General features: G+C 58.5%; 24 protein-coding genes. 12 read left to right on the top strand and 12 right to left on the bottom strand.

Features of this window, described 5'->3' with window-relative positions; genetic code table 11:
* Nucleotides 1-112: 112 nt before the first annotated feature.
* The 6 genes from Y958_RS20600 to Y958_RS33065 form a co-directional block, all read right to left on the bottom strand.
* A complete protein-coding gene (locus Y958_RS20600) occupies nt 113-817 on the bottom strand; it encodes a hypothetical protein (protein ID WP_145727692.1) in 705 nt (234 codons plus the stop codon).
* Between the two features lie 256 nt (nt 818-1,073).
* The gene (locus Y958_RS20595) at nt 1,074-1,781 is read right to left on the bottom strand and encodes a metallophosphoesterase family protein (protein ID WP_088873743.1); all 708 of its coding nucleotides are present in this window, start codon (nt 1,779-1,781) and stop codon (nt 1,074-1,076) included.
* Nucleotides 1,782-1,798: 17 nt separating this feature from the next.
* The gene (locus tag Y958_RS20590) at nt 1,799-2,704 is read right to left on the bottom strand and encodes a metallophosphoesterase (RefSeq protein WP_088873742.1); all 906 of its coding nucleotides are present in this window, start codon (nt 2,702-2,704) and stop codon (nt 1,799-1,801) included.
* Between the two features lie 103 nt (nt 2,705-2,807).
* Nucleotides 2,808-3,101, bottom strand: coding sequence for a DUF6634 family protein (locus tag Y958_RS33075; protein ID WP_425600688.1), 294 nt, complete (start codon nt 3,099-3,101; stop codon nt 2,808-2,810).
* Between the two features lie 208 nt (nt 3,102-3,309).
* Nucleotides 3,310-3,504 carry a LuxR C-terminal-related transcriptional regulator gene (locus Y958_RS33070; protein WP_369410315.1) on the bottom strand — a complete coding sequence of 65 codons (195 nt, stop codon included), beginning with the start codon at nt 3,502-3,504 and terminating at the stop codon, nt 3,310-3,312.
* 96 nt (nt 3,505-3,600) lie between these two features.
* On the bottom strand, nt 3,601-3,822 hold the full coding sequence (locus Y958_RS33065; RefSeq protein ID WP_186291374.1) for a response regulator transcription factor: 222 nt from the start codon (nt 3,820-3,822) through the stop codon (nt 3,601-3,603).
* 106 nt (nt 3,823-3,928) lie between these two features.
* Here Y958_RS33065 and Y958_RS33060 point away from each other — a divergent pair, with 106 nt between their 5' ends.
* The 3 genes from Y958_RS33060 (at nt 3,929) to Y958_RS20565 (ending at nt 6,319) form a co-directional block, all read left to right on the top strand.
* The gene (locus tag Y958_RS33060; protein ID WP_088873739.1) at nt 3,929-4,270 is read left to right on the top strand and encodes a helix-turn-helix domain-containing protein; all 342 of its coding nucleotides are present in this window, start codon (nt 3,929-3,931) and stop codon (nt 4,268-4,270) included.
* 298 nt (nt 4,271-4,568) lie between these two features.
* Nucleotides 4,569-5,717, top strand: a complete 1,149-nt coding sequence (locus Y958_RS20570) for a hypothetical protein (protein ID WP_088873738.1) — start codon at nt 4,569-4,571, stop codon at nt 5,715-5,717.
* Between the two features lie 77 nt (nt 5,718-5,794).
* The gene (locus Y958_RS20565; protein ID WP_186291373.1) at nt 5,795-6,319 is read left to right on the top strand and encodes an MbcA/ParS/Xre antitoxin family protein; all 525 of its coding nucleotides are present in this window, start codon (nt 5,795-5,797) and stop codon (nt 6,317-6,319) included.
* 29 nt (nt 6,320-6,348) lie between these two features.
* Here the strand turns inward: Y958_RS20565 and Y958_RS20560 are convergent, their stop codons facing one another.
* A complete protein-coding gene (locus Y958_RS20560) occupies nt 6,349-7,188 on the bottom strand; it encodes a S1/P1 nuclease (protein WP_186291372.1) in 840 nt (279 codons plus the stop codon).
* Nucleotides 7,189-8,123: 935 nt separating this feature from the next.
* On the opposite strand from Y958_RS20560, the gene Y958_RS20555 reads away from it, so the two are divergent.
* From Y958_RS20555 to Y958_RS31510, 3 genes are all read left to right on the top strand, one after another.
* Nucleotides 8,124-8,549: a Ros/MucR family transcriptional regulator gene (locus Y958_RS20555; protein ID WP_244909484.1), complete on the top strand. Its 426-nt coding sequence runs from the start codon at nt 8,124-8,126 to the stop codon at nt 8,547-8,549.
* Between the two features lie 209 nt (nt 8,550-8,758).
* A complete protein-coding gene (locus tag Y958_RS33055) occupies nt 8,759-9,175 on the top strand; it encodes a DUF6088 family protein (protein ID WP_369410313.1) in 417 nt (138 codons plus the stop codon).
* Between the two features lie 122 nt (nt 9,176-9,297).
* A complete protein-coding gene (locus Y958_RS31510; RefSeq protein ID WP_145727690.1) occupies nt 9,298-9,552 on the top strand; it encodes a hypothetical protein in 255 nt (84 codons plus the stop codon).
* Here the strand turns inward: Y958_RS31510 and Y958_RS20550 are convergent.
* On the bottom strand, nt 9,534-9,728 hold the full coding sequence (locus Y958_RS20550; protein ID WP_088874129.1) for an SEC-C metal-binding domain-containing protein: 195 nt from the start codon (nt 9,726-9,728) through the stop codon (nt 9,534-9,536). The two genes, Y958_RS31510 and Y958_RS20550, sit on opposite strands and share 19 nt — an antisense overlap.
* A gap of 212 nt (nt 9,729-9,940) precedes the next feature.
* Between Y958_RS20550 and Y958_RS20545 the strand changes: the two genes are divergently transcribed.
* From Y958_RS20545 to Y958_RS31500, 4 genes are all read left to right on the top strand, one after another.
* On the top strand, nt 9,941-10,768 hold the full coding sequence (locus Y958_RS20545; protein ID WP_088873734.1) for a DNA/RNA non-specific endonuclease: 828 nt from the start codon (nt 9,941-9,943) through the stop codon (nt 10,766-10,768).
* Between the two features lie 206 nt (nt 10,769-10,974).
* Nucleotides 10,975-12,231, top strand: a complete 1,257-nt coding sequence (locus Y958_RS31505; protein WP_145727689.1) for a hypothetical protein — start codon at nt 10,975-10,977, stop codon at nt 12,229-12,231.
* Between the two features lie 14 nt (nt 12,232-12,245).
* Entirely contained in the window at nt 12,246-12,443 is a 198-nt protein-coding gene (locus Y958_RS33050) for a MucR family transcriptional regulator (protein WP_088873732.1), read from the top strand.
* A gap of 272 nt (nt 12,444-12,715) precedes the next feature.
* Nucleotides 12,716-13,303 (top strand): hypothetical protein, encoded by a 588-nt coding sequence (locus Y958_RS31500; RefSeq protein ID WP_145727688.1) that lies wholly within the window; start codon nt 12,716-12,718, stop codon nt 13,301-13,303.
* Between the two features lie 111 nt (nt 13,304-13,414).
* On the opposite strand, the gene Y958_RS20530 is transcribed toward Y958_RS31500, so the two are convergent.
* The 3 genes from Y958_RS20530 to Y958_RS33045 all read right to left on the bottom strand — a co-directional run bounded on the left by Y958_RS20530 (nt 13,415) and on the right by Y958_RS33045 (nt 14,330).
* Entirely contained in the window at nt 13,415-13,819 is a 405-nt protein-coding gene (locus Y958_RS20530) for an OB-fold nucleic acid binding domain-containing protein (RefSeq protein ID WP_145727687.1), read from the bottom strand.
* A gap of 75 nt (nt 13,820-13,894) precedes the next feature.
* Entirely contained in the window at nt 13,895-14,017 is a 123-nt protein-coding gene (locus Y958_RS32855) for a hypothetical protein (protein ID WP_276328588.1), read from the bottom strand.
* Nucleotides 13,995-14,330, bottom strand: a complete 336-nt coding sequence (locus Y958_RS33045; RefSeq protein ID WP_369410312.1) for an SOS response-associated peptidase family protein — start codon at nt 14,328-14,330, stop codon at nt 13,995-13,997. The genes Y958_RS32855 and Y958_RS33045 overlap by 23 nt, the downstream gene beginning before the upstream one ends.
* Nucleotides 14,331-14,662: 332 nt before the next feature.
* Here Y958_RS33045 and Y958_RS20525 point away from each other — a divergent pair, with 332 nt between their 5' ends.
* Both Y958_RS20525 and Y958_RS20520 read left to right on the top strand, forming a co-directional pair.
* On the top strand, nt 14,663-14,941 hold the full coding sequence (locus tag Y958_RS20525) for a type II toxin-antitoxin system Phd/YefM family antitoxin (RefSeq protein ID WP_088873730.1): 279 nt from the start codon (nt 14,663-14,665) through the stop codon (nt 14,939-14,941).
* A gap of 3 nt (nt 14,942-14,944) precedes the next feature.
* On the top strand, nt 14,945-15,406 hold the full coding sequence (locus Y958_RS20520) for a PIN domain-containing protein (protein WP_088873729.1): 462 nt from the start codon (nt 14,945-14,947) through the stop codon (nt 15,404-15,406).
* Here Y958_RS20520 and Y958_RS20515 read toward each other — a convergent pair.
* Nucleotides 15,381-15,614, bottom strand: a complete 234-nt coding sequence (locus Y958_RS20515; RefSeq protein WP_145727686.1) for a hypothetical protein — start codon at nt 15,612-15,614, stop codon at nt 15,381-15,383. The two genes, Y958_RS20520 and Y958_RS20515, sit on opposite strands and share 26 nt — an antisense overlap.
* Nucleotides 15,615-15,943 lie beyond the last annotated feature (329 nt).

Raw genomic sequence — 15,943 nt, 5'->3', positions numbered from 1 at the left:
GCAAATTCTGTGTCCATTACCCATCGTATCAGTTCGATTGTTCGGCCTTATGCTGGAGTGAATTTCCTGCGCGACAGTGGTGGCTGCGGGCAGAAAAGAGCTTTGCCTTTAGTTACCGGGAACGATAGCCGCTAATCGAGTGAATCGTCGCTCCAGCAGATATCCCGGCCACCAAAATGGACCACACTACGATACGCACCATGAAGAAGGCGTGCTTGATGGTGTGCTCGGCGAACACGACGTACCAGACCGGCACCACCAGGAAGGCCCCGAGCAGGAGAAGCCACCGGGTGCGCCGCGCCAGATCCAAGCGCCAACCGCTGATGGCCAGGGCGATGGTTGCCATCATCACAGATGTCCCCAATGCCAGGATGCCGACTCCTCGGGCGCCCCAGGCCATCATGGGCATCATGTAGGCCACCTTGGCGAAAGCGTACGCGGCGGCCAGCCCCCGGCTATTGGATAGCACTTCGCTGGTGATGCCATAGGGCGCCAACATCGCCTGCTCTGGCGCCGACAGGTCGACGCTGTGCCCCATCCGAACAGCCAACTCGTCGGTGAAGGGCTTCAGCTCACCCCAGCCCCAAACGCCAATCACGAAGGCCATCTTTAGGGCGAAGCACAGCAGGCCGGTCAGTAGGAACCATAGGAGCCCGGTGACAGCGCGGCGCCATATCAGGGCCGCTTCTCTACCGTCCAGTACCAGCACCATGAAGAAGATGCAGATGGACGCGGGAATGGCGCCCGTCAGGAGGTCCATGCTCGCGGTCAGCGCGCTGTAGAAGGCCATGACGGTGGCGAAGGTGACCTCGCTCATCCGCGACATCGGCCGCCACTATGATCAAGAAGCCCAACGACCGCTCCCTGTTGGCTTTCCAGCCGAACGCGGCCGACATCACGTTGGCCCCCAACACATGAACCAATACTGCTGCTCGCAATGCCTCCTGATGATGATAGACCAGCTCTTGGCGAGCGCCCCATCACCAAGAAGTAGGCCGTCGTGACGGCCAACCCGATATCGGCCAGCAACTCACCCTGAATGTCAGTAAGCCTTCACCAAAGCACTGCGCACATCAGAGCTGCACGACCCAAGGCTCGCCTCTTGCCAAGCCGCGGACCTTGCAGCCGTTGGGTAGGACGCCCTCATAGCTTTGGTGATGATGTCCATGGATGACCAGCTTGGCACGGCAGGCTTCCGCGGCCTGCTGGATCCCCCGAAAGCCATACCGATACGTTGGCGGCGCCTCGTGGGTAACCAGGATATCGGCTCCTTCCGCCTGCCCGATTTCCGCCAGTAGGTCGTGATCTTCCGGAAAAATCAGGCCGTGATATTTGATGGGTAACCCACGGCCATCCCGAGCGCCAACGTCGCGCTGTCGCTGGAGGTGCGGATGCTTCCGCAGCCACTCCCCACGCGACCAGAAGAACGGGCCCAGATTCTCATCAGCGGATTTTGGGAACCAAATCTTCGCGCTGTAGATTCCCGACAATCCGGCGACCGTCACACCTTCTATTTCCTCGGCGCGGCCGTGGAGGTTCCCAGTTGGATGGTCCTCGACCAGGTTGGCAAACCAGGCTGGGCTGTCGACGTCATGATTCCCAATGACATAACGGACCCGGATGCCAGCCTCCCACAAAGGCGCCAGCGTCTCCCGAAGTGGGCGGCTCAGGTCACAGTCCCCGACTATCAGAACGGCGGCGGGGCGCACACGCTGGCACACTTCGAGCAGCGGCTGCCAATCCCCGTGGGGGTCACCCACCGCCACGATGGGGCGTCGCATCAGTTTCTCCTCAGTCGCTAGACCTCAATGACTTTGGGCCGGAATTCCTCAGATCCAGGCTCGTAGCCTAGGTAGCCGCGCTGAGCCGCCACCACGCGAGTGCCGCCGATCTGGGTGTCCATGTTGAAATGCGTGTGCCCGAAGATCCAGGCCACTGGCCGCCAGGAAATTATCTCCTCCGTCAGGTCGCTGGCGAATGCCGGTGACAACGGATCGCCCACGTACTGCGGTCCGCTTGCGCCCCTGACTGGGGCGTGATGCGTGACGATCAGGATTTTGGCGTCTTCGCCGTCTTCGGCCCGGATGCGTTTCACTTCCTCCGCCAACCAGGCCCGGCTTGCCAGGTGCCTCTTCCTGGCCAGGTACGGCGTGAACGGCTGCCCATTCACCGAAATCCGCACATGGTCGTTTAAGCTGTCTCCGGCACGTTCCATCGAGTGCGCGATGTCGTCCGAATCGGAGCCGTTCATCGCGTAGTCAGTCCACAACGTGCAGCCAAGGACATAGAGGCGTTGACCGTCGAAATCGAACACCGCGACCTCGTTCTCCAAAAAAGTCACCGACCCTGTCGTCGCATCCGCGGCGTTCCGGAATTCCTCGGCCAGCAGGTCCAGGTCGCGGCCGTTGTAAGCTTCATGATTGCCCATCACGTAGACGGTCTTCGCTCCGATAAGCTGTGCCACCTCTCGGGCATATTCGATGCCCCGCACCCCGACATTGATGTCCCCGGCGAGAATGACGAGGTCGATCTGGTCGCCGATTAGGCCATCCAGTAGCGGCCCTATCGTTGGATGGCCCGGGATGCGCCTGCGGCCCTCATCCAGTGTCAGCCAGGCCGCGGTCGGTCTTCTGGAGCCTTGCGCCGCCTCGAATTCATTGTGGAGGTCCGACATCACTGCCAGACGGATCTTCCGGTCGGTCATGATTGGGTTTCCAGGCAGATGGCTGGCCGAGCCGGATTTCCGCGCGCGTACATAGCTGCCGCGAAAATCCGGGCTGGCTTACCTTGCGTATGATGGCGTCAGTTTAAGGGCGGCTGGTCGCCTGATTGGGCTCGGCAGGCTCCCCAAGGCGATAGTACCGCGACAAAGTCCTTGCCCAGCCATCCTCGCGGTTAAAGATAATTAGCTGGCTGGTAAATATAGGGCCGTCCTCAATTAAGGGGTGGCCATAGGATTTTCCGGCCAATATGTCGTATTCACGCCTGGTGATTCGGTAGGAATTGAGTAGAGGTGCTTTAGAAATTTCCGCTGATGACGGCGAAATTCCTTGCGAGAACAACTCAAGATCCCGGGCAATCCGACTGTATTTTCCGGCCATCTCGATTGCACTGCGCCTAATATTGGGGGGAACCATGGTCTTCCTTCCAGAGTGAATGATGTCCGTTTCTGGCGGGGCTCAGCACGAGTTGGCTGTCGCCTGGGCCATTCGGCGTACCGGCGCGTGCCGATAGCAGATGGTGGACCGCGAATTCTTTGGCTTGGGCGCTTAAGAGAATGCGCCCAGCAGCGGCCGGGCAAAGTCCAGGTCACCGCAAAAGACCCTGCCGAGAGGCGAGAAATACGGCGTGCGGCAGCGACTTAGCATTAAGCTTCGCGCGGACTCTGGACAGGTACAGATTGACGGAAATGACCTTCAGATCCAGGTCGTATGCGATCTCCTTCGGCGAACTGCCATGAGCCAGGAGATGCAGGCATTTCAACTCTCGTGGAGAGGGTGGCATAGGCATGGCAATCTCCGGCGCACGGCGGCCTGAGGTCGTCGTCTCGACTTCGCTATTTTGGAATGGGGATCATAGGCCTGGCGGCGTTACCGCCTTTCAGGGCTCGATCAACAGGCCCGCTTTCGAGGCGATGACGGCGGCATGCGTGGAATTGCGGGCGCCAAGCTTTTTGCGAGCCCTACCCAGGTAGGCATCTACAGACCTGGAACTCAACCCCAGCGTATGGGCGATCTGCTTGGAACTTTCGCCTCGGGCGAGCAAGCGCAGGCATTCAGCTTCCCGGGGTGTCAGCGGATGTGTCAGCGCAGGGGCGGTCATGGGCTCAAACGCGCAAGGAGACGATGGGGAAAATACCGATCTGGCATCTTCGGGAACGCCAATTCGGTAATAGCGCGTCGACGGCCCGGGCGCCACTAATCTCAGCATGAAGGGATTTGGGGAAAGATTGCGCGCGCGGTCGAAAGCGCTGGGTCTAACCGACGCCGAGGTCGCCGAACGCCTGGGCTTGAGCCAGCCCCGATACGCCCGGTACGTGTCCGATTCCCGAGAACCCGACTTCGTCACGCTGCTTCGGATCTGTGGCGCGCTCGACATCAGCCCTAACGAGTTGCTCATGGGTGGCGAGCCGACGCGGGTTACGGACCCGGATATTGATCGTGCTGTGGTGGCCCTTATGGGCATGGACAGTCAACTCCGCCAAGTAGTTGTTAGCATGGTCCTCACTGCTCAGAAGCAGGCAACCAAGCAAAAGAAGGCTTTGAGCTAAAGGTTTTGAACAGCGGCGGCAATATGGTGAATTTCCCATATGGACCGAGCCCTGGGATTTGTTGTATGGCGCGCCCGCGCTCTGCGCCATGAGCCGCCTGCTCTGACTGTATTTAGATCTAATTGATGGTCATTGGGCGGATGACGCAAGGATTTATTTAATGTTGACATGAATTCTGCCAAGGATTCACGGCGATAGGCACATTTTAAGCGCGAGCGCAATATAGAAGATTCCGTACCTTTCCCACTGGGTCGCGGCGATGCACGTTGGGCGCGCATAGCCCACCGTGGGGGAAGTCATGATTTTGAAGATTGCCGTCGCCGCTGTCGTGGCGACTGGGATGCTGCTTGGGGCGGTCGGCGCCAAAGCGGCTGAGGAGCTGACCGGCGAGCTGGCCGCCCTCTACTATCACAAGAAAAGCGGCGACCCGCTCGACGTCGCGGGCGCGGCGGCTGGCGCAAAGCCAGTAACAACCGCCAGCCATTTTGACCGCCCAGAAGCCCAAAAAGCTGAAGAAGCCAGGCTCCGGGCCGCCCAAGCCAAGGTTGACGACTCGACGCCACTGGTGGTCCTGACGAACGTGACACTGGGCGAGTACGACCGGAGCGCGGGCCAGTACACCATCAACGACCTGCTCCCTGGCCACTATCTGAGCCAAATCGTTTTCGGCCGTACCTATAAAATCGGCTTCTCGAATGGAGCGCCGGTTCCGCTCCCGCTGCCGATGGAGGAGGCGCGTAAGGTCGACCGTCAGCGTGTGATCGCCCAGGTCGAAGGCCATTTCGTGGGTGTGGGCGACCCAAACGGCAAGCTGGATAGCCGCTATACGGTGCTGGTTGCGATCAGCAAGGTTACGCTGAAGCTTGCGGACAATGGCAAGGTGTTGGCGGAATTTACACCGTCGGCAGCGGCGCCGGTCCCGTCTGCCAAGGCCGCCGCCGATTTCGACGTCAGCGGCTTGAAAGTTGGAATGACAGAAGGCCAGCTGACGGCCGCTGCAAAGGCCTCCTTCACTGACAAGAACTTGGTCATGGGATCCGACCAGGCGTGCGGGGGTGGCTCCACGATGACCGTATTGACGAAGCCAGCGGTGGGCACGGTGTGCGTCACCTTCAAGGTTGCCAACGGCAAGGCTACCAGCATCACCGTGCGGCAGGTGCTGACGTACACCAAGACCGTTGTCGACGATGTTCGGAAGGGCCTGATCGCGAAATATGGTCCGCCCGGCGCCGCGGCCAGCCAGCGGTTCTTTGGCTGGGGTCAGAGCGTCGGTAAGCGGCCGCAGGATTTCCAGCTGTATGCGGCGCTCGACGCCGTCCAGACCAGCATGGAATACGACGCGGGTGAATCGGGCACCCCGGTTCTTTCGGTAACACTGACGGATGCAGCGACGCTCCAGGCCAAGGCTGCGCCGACGCAGCCGCAGAACGGCGCACCGCATCTGTGACGGTGATGGCGCCCCAATCTTGTTGGGGCGCCATTCACTGGGTGCCCCGTCCTGGATGGCCCACCGGAAGGTCTGTGATGATCGACGACACCAGAAAGGAAGGCTCGCCCGGCGGTCCTGGGATGGTCGTCATCATGGACCTCGCCATCGCCGACGTCCGCCGGGTCAGCGGTCCCGGCATGAGGGCATTCCTGGCAATCGCTGACCGCTGGGGGCTTACCGCCCGAGAGCAGCTTAACGTCCTTGGTAAGCCTGGGCACTCCGCCTATCGCAGATGGGCGACCAGGGCCCTGTCCGGTGCCGAGCTGGCGCTGCCCATTGATACGTTACTCAGGATCTCCGCAGTGCTGGGAATCCACCGGGCGCTGCGAACGATTTTTGCGCGGGACGATGACGGCATCCGGTGGCTCAAGAGTCCCAACAGCGGTCCGCTTTTCGGCGGACAGGCGCCCCTGGCCTTGGTCACGAATGCCACCCAGGACGGCATTCTCGTTGTTCGGCGGCACCTCGATGCTTGGCGCGGCGGCCTATTCGCCACCCCTGTCCCAGGGTTCGACGACCTGGTCAGCCCCAGCACCAGCGACGACTTGCTGTTCCTGTGATGCTGCTTTCCCGGCTCATTGGGAAATGTCTATTTGAAATCGCCATTTAGAAGGGAGGCTAGCCGAACCCCTGCCTTGACGATCTGCTCATCGACAACCGGCGCCTCTTTGGCGGCGTAATCGGCGGGCAACACGACCGGCGGGGTAACGGGACCAGGTGCCGGAACGTTGCCCAAGCTCGGGTAGACGACCTGCCGGGCAATGGTATGGCTCTCAGTCGCCCAGTCGGCGGGCGTGCCATTTTCCCATTTGGCGTGTTCGGCTTCCGCCCGTTGCGTCAGCAGCGCCTGATGGGCGGCGATGTTTCCCCAACTCCCCCGGATGATGCCCGAGTCCCACACGCTGTGGAGGTTGGTATTTCGGCCATTCAGCGTGACCTGCACCTCGTTGGCGCCGCGATCTCCGTTCTCACACGCGTGGAGGGGCTGGTGGATGTCGCCGACGAAGTGGATAACGAACTTCAGCGCATCGCGCCGGACGCCTTCAAGAAGCTGGCTATCAGACAGCTGCGCATTGAAGGCGCTTATCTTCTCCACCACGCAGCTATCCGTCTTGCAGTCCCGGCCTTTGACGTACACCGCGTCATTAAACGGGATCGAGACGTAGTGCCAAGGGCCGCTGCCTGGATACGGCTGGTCCGGCTGGGGTTTGCGAATGTCGTCCGCCCAGGTGGCGGCATTAATGAAGGCTTGGCCACTGTCGTCGCCCAGTAGACCATTCACCTGGGCCTTTGCAGTCGGTGTCAGCAGCTGGTAGGCGATGGCGGCCACAGTCCGATGCCCGTCGCCACCCCAGGCAAAGGCCTGAGTTGGAGCCATCGCGGGAAGAACCGAAAGCGCAATGAGGGCGGCGGAAAGGTGGTGGCGCATCGCAGAAGCCTCATGCTGATGGGATTGTTTGCCTATAGCATTTGCTGGAAATACACACAATGAGTGTAATATTTCTATCATAGGCGCCCCAAAGTAGAAAGTTGACCCCGTTTTGGATCGAACGACACGGTCGCAGCTTGCTCTGGAAACGGACCGCTGCTCGGCATCTCTACGGCCAAGCCAACTTCGTCAGCGGCATTGGGATCGGGCCCGAAGGGCGCATGCAGCGGCCGCCAACCCATTTTTCCACCTTACGTGCTGGAGCCACGGCGCCGATGCTGTCGAGTACATATCCGATGCGCTATGTCGGGATCAGCGATAGCCAATCTCAGCCATCAATCCGTCTTGGGCCTTACATTTTTTCTGCGGCAAACTTTCCATAAACCGCGTTCAGGACGCGTTACTGACAGTTTGCCGCTAGGCTTCTCGCTCGCGCGTTCGACTGCCAAGACAGAGGACGGGTATTTTGGCCGTCGAGGTCTGGAGTACGGGATGAACTCAACCGACGGAGCTTGGCAATTCCAGGACTGACCTTCCTGACGCAGAGGTTCACGAACGGCATCGTCGGATGACGCCTTTCTTCCGTGGCGCTGACGCTGTGGACGGGCGCCTAGCAGGCCGGACATCCTCGAGAGCTAGCGGGTTCGGTCTGCGGCCGCCATGGCAGCGTTGGCGCTGACGAAGTACCGTGTCTTAGGGTTGCTACCGCTGGTCACCGGCGAGGTCGATAACCAAGAGCCGTCAGGCCGCTGCACTGCCCAGGAAAACCTGGTAGCCGGGGCTACGCATTGGGCCGTCATTCCGTCCATACGAACCCAGGTCCCGTTGATTTCTTCGACCCAATCCTGAGTCGGCAATAACTTTCCCAATATTCCTCCTGGACGATACTTATAGGAACTGTATCATGTCGCCAGCTGTGAATAATGGATTTCCTCATGGACGACTTACTGAAGCTGACGACGGATATCGTATCCGCATATGTGACAAGAAACCAGATACCTCCTGCCGAGTTGCCTGGGTTAATTCAGTCGGTATACGGTGGGCTAGTTCGCGTTGATAGCCCAGAACCGGAACCTGTTCCTGAAGCTAAGCTGGTTCCAGCTGTGCCTGTCCGGAAATCCGTGACCCCGGACTACATCGTCTGCCTCGAAGATGGCAAGAAGCTGAAGATGCTGAAGCGCCACCTGCGCACGGCCTACAATCTGACGCCAGATGAGTACCGTGCTAGGTGGGGCTTGCCGTCGGACTACCCCATGGTCGCGCCGAGCTACGCCGAACAACGTTCGGGTTTGGCCAAGGAGATCGGGCTCGGCAGCCGCACCCGTGTTGCGAAGCCCAAAAAAGGCAAGAACGCTGCCTGACGCGGATAATTCGCCGCGCCTTCGGCTATGAAATGGTGGGAGCCTCAGTTCGCACAAGATGCGGCTCCCCAACCGCTGCCGCCACTGGCAGGCCTTCGGATGTGCGGAGGCGGTTAGCTTTTGGAAGGAAGACAGACAGCAGGTCACGCTGCCCGGCCCGGTTATGGCGGCAACGATAGATAATATTTCCCAGAGAGCATTCTCGTCGGATGAGCGGTCTTGAATCGCAAGCTGTTGAATTAATTCGGGTGAGCACGGAAATCGTTCTGCTGCGGGCCGACTTTGTTGATGGGCTTAACGCAAGCCAATCTCAGATCAGTCGTGTCCTTCGGAAGCTGACTGGGCGAGCAGTGCTGATTCGCATTGGCGTCGGCGTCTACGCAAAGACGTGCCGGTCGAGTCTCACTGGCAGGGTAATTCCGGCGGCGAGTCTGCCGGATCTCGCCCGGGCGGCACTCCATCGCCTCAATGTGCAAACAGCCCCATCAAAAGCTGAGCGTGCGTACAACGAAGGGCGCTCGCAGCAGGTGCCTACCGGGCGTACCGTTGGCGTCACCAAAACTGTTCGGCGGCGCCTTGGGTACGGTGGCGCCCACGTCCGCTTTGAACGGGTCCGCCAGCGCTGAAAGCCGAGTTTGGCCGCGGCCCGCACCGGCCAGCTAACGACCCTGTAAAACGGCACCGACATTGCAGCCATGGCGCGCGTACTGTACTTGTCATGCACGCTCAATATGCAAAGGTGAAACCGATGCGCCGCTTAGCAACCGCTCTCGTTGCCGCCGTCCTCTTGGCTTCTCCGGCCGCCCTGGCTGGCGAGGGGAAGCACTATTCCGACCCGGCCGCAGCCGCAAAGGTCTGCAAGAGCCCGGTGGTCTGGGTGAACCCCAATTCCCAAATATATCACCTGCCCAGCAGCCGCTACTACGGCACGACCAAGGACGGTTACTACATGTGCCAGAAGGCAGCTGAAGCCGCCGGTAACCGTCAAGCTGAAGGCCACTGAGGCATCCAGTTAGGCATGCGCGGTGCGCGTCCCCACTGGGTTTGGCGGTTGACGCCTCCGTTGGCACCGCAGCAGCGTTCGTATTTCTTGCCGGACCCGCGGGGGCACGGGTTGTTGCGTCCGACCTTGGTCTGACGGACGGGGGCTGGCTTTGCGGGTGGATGCGCCGCCCCGATCTAGGCGACCTTGTGCAAGACCAGGATGGCGCGGGAGATTTGTCTGGCGGCTTCATCGAGGCGGTTATATCCAAAAAGGGATTTTGGATATAACTTCACATTTTCAATAGCTTAAATGATGGGCTGCTACGGCGGGCACTGGTTTCGACGGAGTGGTCGCAATTCGTATTGGCTGCTTCGGCCTGATAGCGTCGCCACTGTTGGGGAATGTAATGCGGGTGCATTTGGGGGCTTTTGTCGTCCTGGCATGCTTGGGCGTCGGCAGCGCGCAATCGGCAGAGATTCCGGCGGCTTGCCAGGCGCAGGCCCCTTGGGGTGCTCCGCAGTGGTCGGGGACTGAGCCCCGTCTAACGCCGCTGTGCCGCCGGGCCTACGTCGTTCTGCACGACGACGTGAAACTGGTCCCCGACTTCGTGTCCTGGAGCCTGACTGCTGAGCATGCGCTGGGGTGTCTGCCCCGCAAGGATTCATTCGCGCCCGATCCTGATCTGCCACCTGATCATCGTGCTGAACTCGCGGACTATAAAGGGCACGCCGGTGTGTATGACCGCGGCCACTTTGCACCCAACTCCGATTTTGAATGGGACGCACAGGTTCAGCGGGAGAGCTTCTATCTATCAAACATGAGTCCGCAGGCGTCCCACCTGAACCAGTGGGAGTGGGAAGCACTGGAGGAAGCGACGCGTGCCTGGGCTCTTGACCGGGGGCCGCTGATCGTGATGGACGGCCCAATCTGGAAGGAACCGGTGGAAACCATCGGCGCTGATGGGGTCGGCGTCCCGGCCGCGTACTGGAAGGTTGTGGTTGACGGCAGTGGCCAGGTCGCAGCGTTCATCATGCAGAACCAGCCGACCCCCAAGGGTGATCTGACACCCTATGCCGTGTCTGTCGCCAAGGTGGAACAGGCTGCCGGGTTCGCGCTGCCGCTGCCGTTTAACGTGGATAAGACTTCCATCGGCGCCATATGGCCATCTGATACCGAGGTTTTCCAAAGACGCAAGCATGCAATCTGCCATGTATCGGGGCAAGATGGGGGCTAGACTCAAAGGGCACCCAGCGACGGAATCAGGTTTTTCAACATCCTGTTAGGTTGGAAAGTGAATTATATCGTCTCTTGAGGGTGGACAAGATCATGACCTCACACCATTAGGAACCTCAGAAATGATAGGCTGGAGACACTCTTACTGTAAACGCAACCTACTTTCGTTTACCATACATCGTCTTGTCCAACTAAACCGGTGTTCCGATGTCATCAAATGACCAAGCTATTGAAAAAATTTGGTGGCAGCTCTGCCTTAACTCAACAAGCCTATACAGGAGTGCGCTGGGCCCTATAACGAAAAGCGAAATGATTTCTCTTGGGAGAAGAAGCATTGCTAGCAGTGAAGTTACTAGTTCAGTTATATCTTCTCAGAAGTCCGCGGAAGATATACTTGATGATACGCATACTTTAATTGACGCTATCAACAAAAATGGGAATTTTTTTAAGATTATAGAAATATCAAAAAATGACAAACTGGGAGGTCTAATTTTTGTTCACCCGCATCATCAACAACTGGCTGAATCCGGTCATATAGCTGAGGTCGAAAATACGCCACTTAGCAATTACCGCATCAAATATCCAGCAAGGTCGACAATAATTCTAACATTAGATATGTTAAAAACCATAGAAGACCCAGAAAATCTGGGAACTCCCGCTTTTCCAGCCCTCGAGACCTATTTTTCTGAATACGATGAAGAATTATTGTCTGACGTTTATTATGATTTTCCGGATTTGTTGCCAAGAGGTGAATCGAAAATCGCAGAAATATATAGGCGGTCAGCGAAACACATGTTCACGCATGGCCGCAGAGCCGAGATACTTTGGGGTTTTTTGGCGGATCGCATCGGTCCTTCTGATAAGTATTTTCGCTCTATATCGCCGTCTATCACTATGGCAAATGGTACGGATGGTGGAATCGACGATCTAAGAACAACGGCGACTGGCGCCTTACTCGCGACACAAGTTAAAGGCGGAAAGACATGGGGGGAAACCTCTGATCCGAGGAAGGATGCTCGGAAATTTTTTGTGCTTGACGGCGAAAGCCAGCACCAGTGGAAGCATCGTCGAACGCGGATTAAATTGTATCCGATGCTGGATGAACCAGTCGGCAATGAAGGTGCGATACGTGATGATCACCTGATCGTCCATTTCCTTGCGTTTGGGAAACGTAGCCCGGGATCGGTTAAAGTACTTCGTGGCAAGACGTGGCCATCACACCGCAATCGAAGCGGGCAACCCCCTAGAGGAAAAGGCGAAGTGGCGCCGCTTCCTATTGATCGGCGTATGTACATATCAGGAATGGATGTCATAGTCCTCTCTAATGCGGAATTCTTTGGAAAGACGAGAGTGGATATGTCGCATTCATCGACGTCTCTATTGTCGAAAATAACAAATAAGCCTCTCACACACCCACTTGCTCTTGATTATGATGTTCCATTTAAACCAGTATCGCCCATCTGATCATAGAGCTATTGATGCTGAAGCGGTATCTGCGCACGGCCTTGACCCTGGTGCATAGAGAATATTGCACCGGGGGACTGCCCGTGGAATACGCGATGGTCCCGCCGAACTACGCCGATCAGCGCACCGGCTTGGCCAAGCAGATTGGCTTGGCCAACCGGCCCCCGCCAAGGCAACTCGAAGAAAAGCATAACTGTCGCAGCTTGAGATGAACGAGGAAGCGGTGACTGAGATCGTAGAGCGTTGCATTTTTTGCGGTAATCCGGCCTCGCGGCTCACCTGGGAGCATCTTTGGCCCAGATGGTCCCACCGGGAAATTACCCGCTCAATGCGAAAGTGGGATGGGTTCAAAGCGGTGGAACGGATCGAACGAGGTTCCGTAGAGACTAAGGGCATCCGCAAGATAAAGCGCGGTGGGGACATTCACGACCTCCAAGTTCACTGCGTGTGTGGTGGTGATCGGAAGAGCTGCAACAATGGCTGGATGAAGAACATCGAAGATCGCGCAAAGCCGATTATGATCCCCTTAATGCAGGGTCAATCGCTACGAATTGCGCCGGACGCACAGAGTGTTATCGCTGGATGGGCTGCGGTAAAGGCGACAGTAGCGGAGCACATTTCGATTGGCGATGTTACAACCTCTCAAGCAGAACGAGATTTGCTCCGGCAAACGGGATTACCACCTCACCACGGCTGGGCCGTTTGGATTGGCCATTATGAGCGGAGTGCCTGGCAAGCGTATCTTGGATCAAATGCATTTCTTTACCTTCCTGGCCCGGAAAATGCCCATCTTCTTGGTACATCTCCGACTGAATACAATGGCCAGGCCTCGTTCCAAATTTTAAAAAACCTTTTTATTTATGTTATGCGATGCCGCGACCTTGAGTTTGTTGAAAGGTGGCGTTTCGATGTTACAGCATCGAGATTTCTCCGCAAAATCTGGCCGCCAAGCAACCTCAGTATTAAGTGGCCGCCGCCTATTATGTCAGACGTAGACGCCGATTATGTTGCATCCGCTCTGAAAAAGAGGGGTGCATTAGCGGTTCAGCGGCGCCTTATGCGAAACTCCTGAGTATATAAAGTATGCCATCCATTGCAGGCCAACGCCTCAGAGCCGGACTTGGGGTGGCTGCTACACACGGAAAATGTTCCAACCGGACTTAAGGCGCCACCAGGTGTAGGTTTACTTGAAATTCCGTCCCTCCCCATACACCAGCCGCAACGAGCCTGGCTCTGGCCGCCGAACCTCATCAGCCCGCGGCAGCGGCGTTTCGAACGGTCCATCCAGTTCGGTCAGCCCCCTGAGGATGTGACCAAGATCCACCAGCCGGTCAGCGATGACGTGGATGACGTCGCCTTCACGCTGAAGGCGCCCATGGACACCCAGCATGGTGGCCGTCAACACTTCCCGGCGCTGCTTCGCGAACAACGACGGCCAAATGATGGCGTTCACGATGCCAGTTTCGTCCTCCAAGGTCTCAAAGATCACCCCTGACGCCGTGCCCGGCTGCTGACGGATCAGGACCAAGCTCGCGACCGCCACCCGGGCGCCGTCCTTGAGACTGGGCAACATGACGGCGGGCGTCATCCCCAATGCCGCAAGCTGGGCGCGCAGCAGGGCGCAAGGATGGCCTTTCAAGGACAGGTACAGGGTTCGGTAGTCCTAGCGGACGGCCTCGCCCAGCGGCATCGCAGGCAGCGTCAGGAAGGGCTCCTCGCCGAACTCGACCGGTGGCCGGTTGTCGCCCAGCAAGCCCCAGCCATCAGCGGCTTCGAACAGCGGCAACGGCGCGTCCCCGAGTCGTTTGACCTCCCATAGCGCCCGGCGCCGGTCCACGCCCAGGCTGCCAAACGCATCCGCTCCAGCCAGCCGCTCTCCACTGCACTGACAGAAACCTTCGCTGTGAATCGGTACGGAATAATGCCGCCGATGACAGACCAAGGTGCCGCTCGCCGGTTTCCGAATGCAGCCGGGTGACTGGCGCCGAGGTGGTCGGAGGAAGATTGTATCGGGGTGCGAAATTCGGGAGCGGACCCAGCGTGGCGAAGAGCTGACGAAGAGCTTCTGGAGGAGTCGTGATGGAATAGCGACCACACATTCCTATCCCGATCCCAAAGCTGCCTGAGATCTATTCTCTTCGTTTCTTGGAAAACATTACAAATCCGGCGTGAGCTGGGAAATGATTTTTCCTTAAAAAGACGGGCTCAAAAAGGACAAGTGATTCGAAATTTTTCGACCTCTTGAATTCGAAATCACAAAGCTCCGTTTATCCGAAGAGACCTTGCCCGGCTGAAATGTGCGGCATAGGCTTTCTCAGGAATTCCTGAGGGCGCGATTTTCTGGGGCGTGTAGGCCCGGTAGATACCGGCGGACCCTGCATGTCCCGATACGCTTGTGTGCGCCCTGGTGAAGTGCCGAGGCTAAGTCAGTATGGCGAACAAGGACTCCTGGGAACTGGGGCCTCTCGGCGATGGTGTTGCCGAGGTCGTCACGGCATGCCAACACGACGGCCCCCAAGCCCTCGCCAGCAGCGGCGCCAACATTGCCGTCGTGATCTCCCAAGCCGACTGGCTGGCCATTCGATCTCTACTGAAAGATCACTTGGCCGCCGGATCGACAGCCGCCTACCCTGGTGGCCGGGCCGGTGACACCCCGTTCACCTGGATCCCCAGAATAGTCGGCAGGCAGGCCGGGGAGGATGGGAAATGACCGGTGACATACGTTGTCGACACCTGTGTCCTGTCGGATCTCCGGCGCGGCACTAAGCATCCGGAACTGCTGAGATGGTGGACTGACACGTCCCCCGACCAGCTCTTGGTCCCTGCCGTGGTGATCTCGGAGATAGAACGCGGGATAACCCGCCTGCGTATCCAGGGCCGAATAGCCGAGGCCAACGACAACGACCTCTGGTTCCGCGCCCTGACATTGGCGCTGCCGATCATTCCCTACGACGGCCAGATCGCCAGGCTCCATGGGGCACTCTCCATCTCCGTTCCCCATGACGGGACCCCAAGCTTCGAGCGGGACCTCATGATCGCGGCAACAGCCCTGGACACGGGCGCGATAATAGCGACCCGCAACATACGCCACTTTTCCCTCATCGCCGCCAGCACGGGCCTTGAACTGCTGAACCCCTACGATAGCCCGATTAATGTCGAGGCGCAGTCGGGTTAGCCGCCGTCTTCAGGCCCACCAGCGCCGACAAGTCGACATGAACATTGGGGCGCCGCTTCAGGCTGATCGGAACCATCCCCTCCGCGACGTCAGCCAACTGCTCTACTGGCGGGATCAGCACCGGCAGCGGGGATCGGGCCCATTCCAAGCCCTCGACGATTTCCTCGATCAGCAAGTCGTGCCAAAAGCCGGGCGCCTTCTCGGACATCGCGTCCTCCATATCTGGTTGGGCCCGCCATCCCTTAAGGGTGGCCATGTCGGTCAGCCTACGCCTCTTTGTCCGACGAGGGGACTCGATTCGAAAACTATCGGTGGCGGACGAATACTCCCCAGAAGTGGCGCCTGAATTTCCCCCAGTTTCGCTGATCGGTCAGATTTCGGGGAGCATGCCTCCCGAAACCTCGTGGCCGGTAACCCGAACTGCTGTTGCAGGCGCGACGGAGGGGTTGGAACTTACCCGCGGACCGTTGAGCGCTGGAATTGAAGGGTTTATCCCGCAAATGGGTAATTTCGGGAAAATGCGGGATAAAGCGAAAC

The sequence above is a fragment of the Nitrospirillum viridazoti CBAmc genome, assembly GCF_000730165.1.
Taxonomy (GTDB): domain Bacteria; phylum Pseudomonadota; class Alphaproteobacteria; order Azospirillales; family Azospirillaceae; genus Nitrospirillum; species Nitrospirillum viridazoti.
The sequence above is the reverse complement of the archived record's forward strand: the minus strand, read 5'-3'. Positions and strand labels throughout refer to the sequence as shown.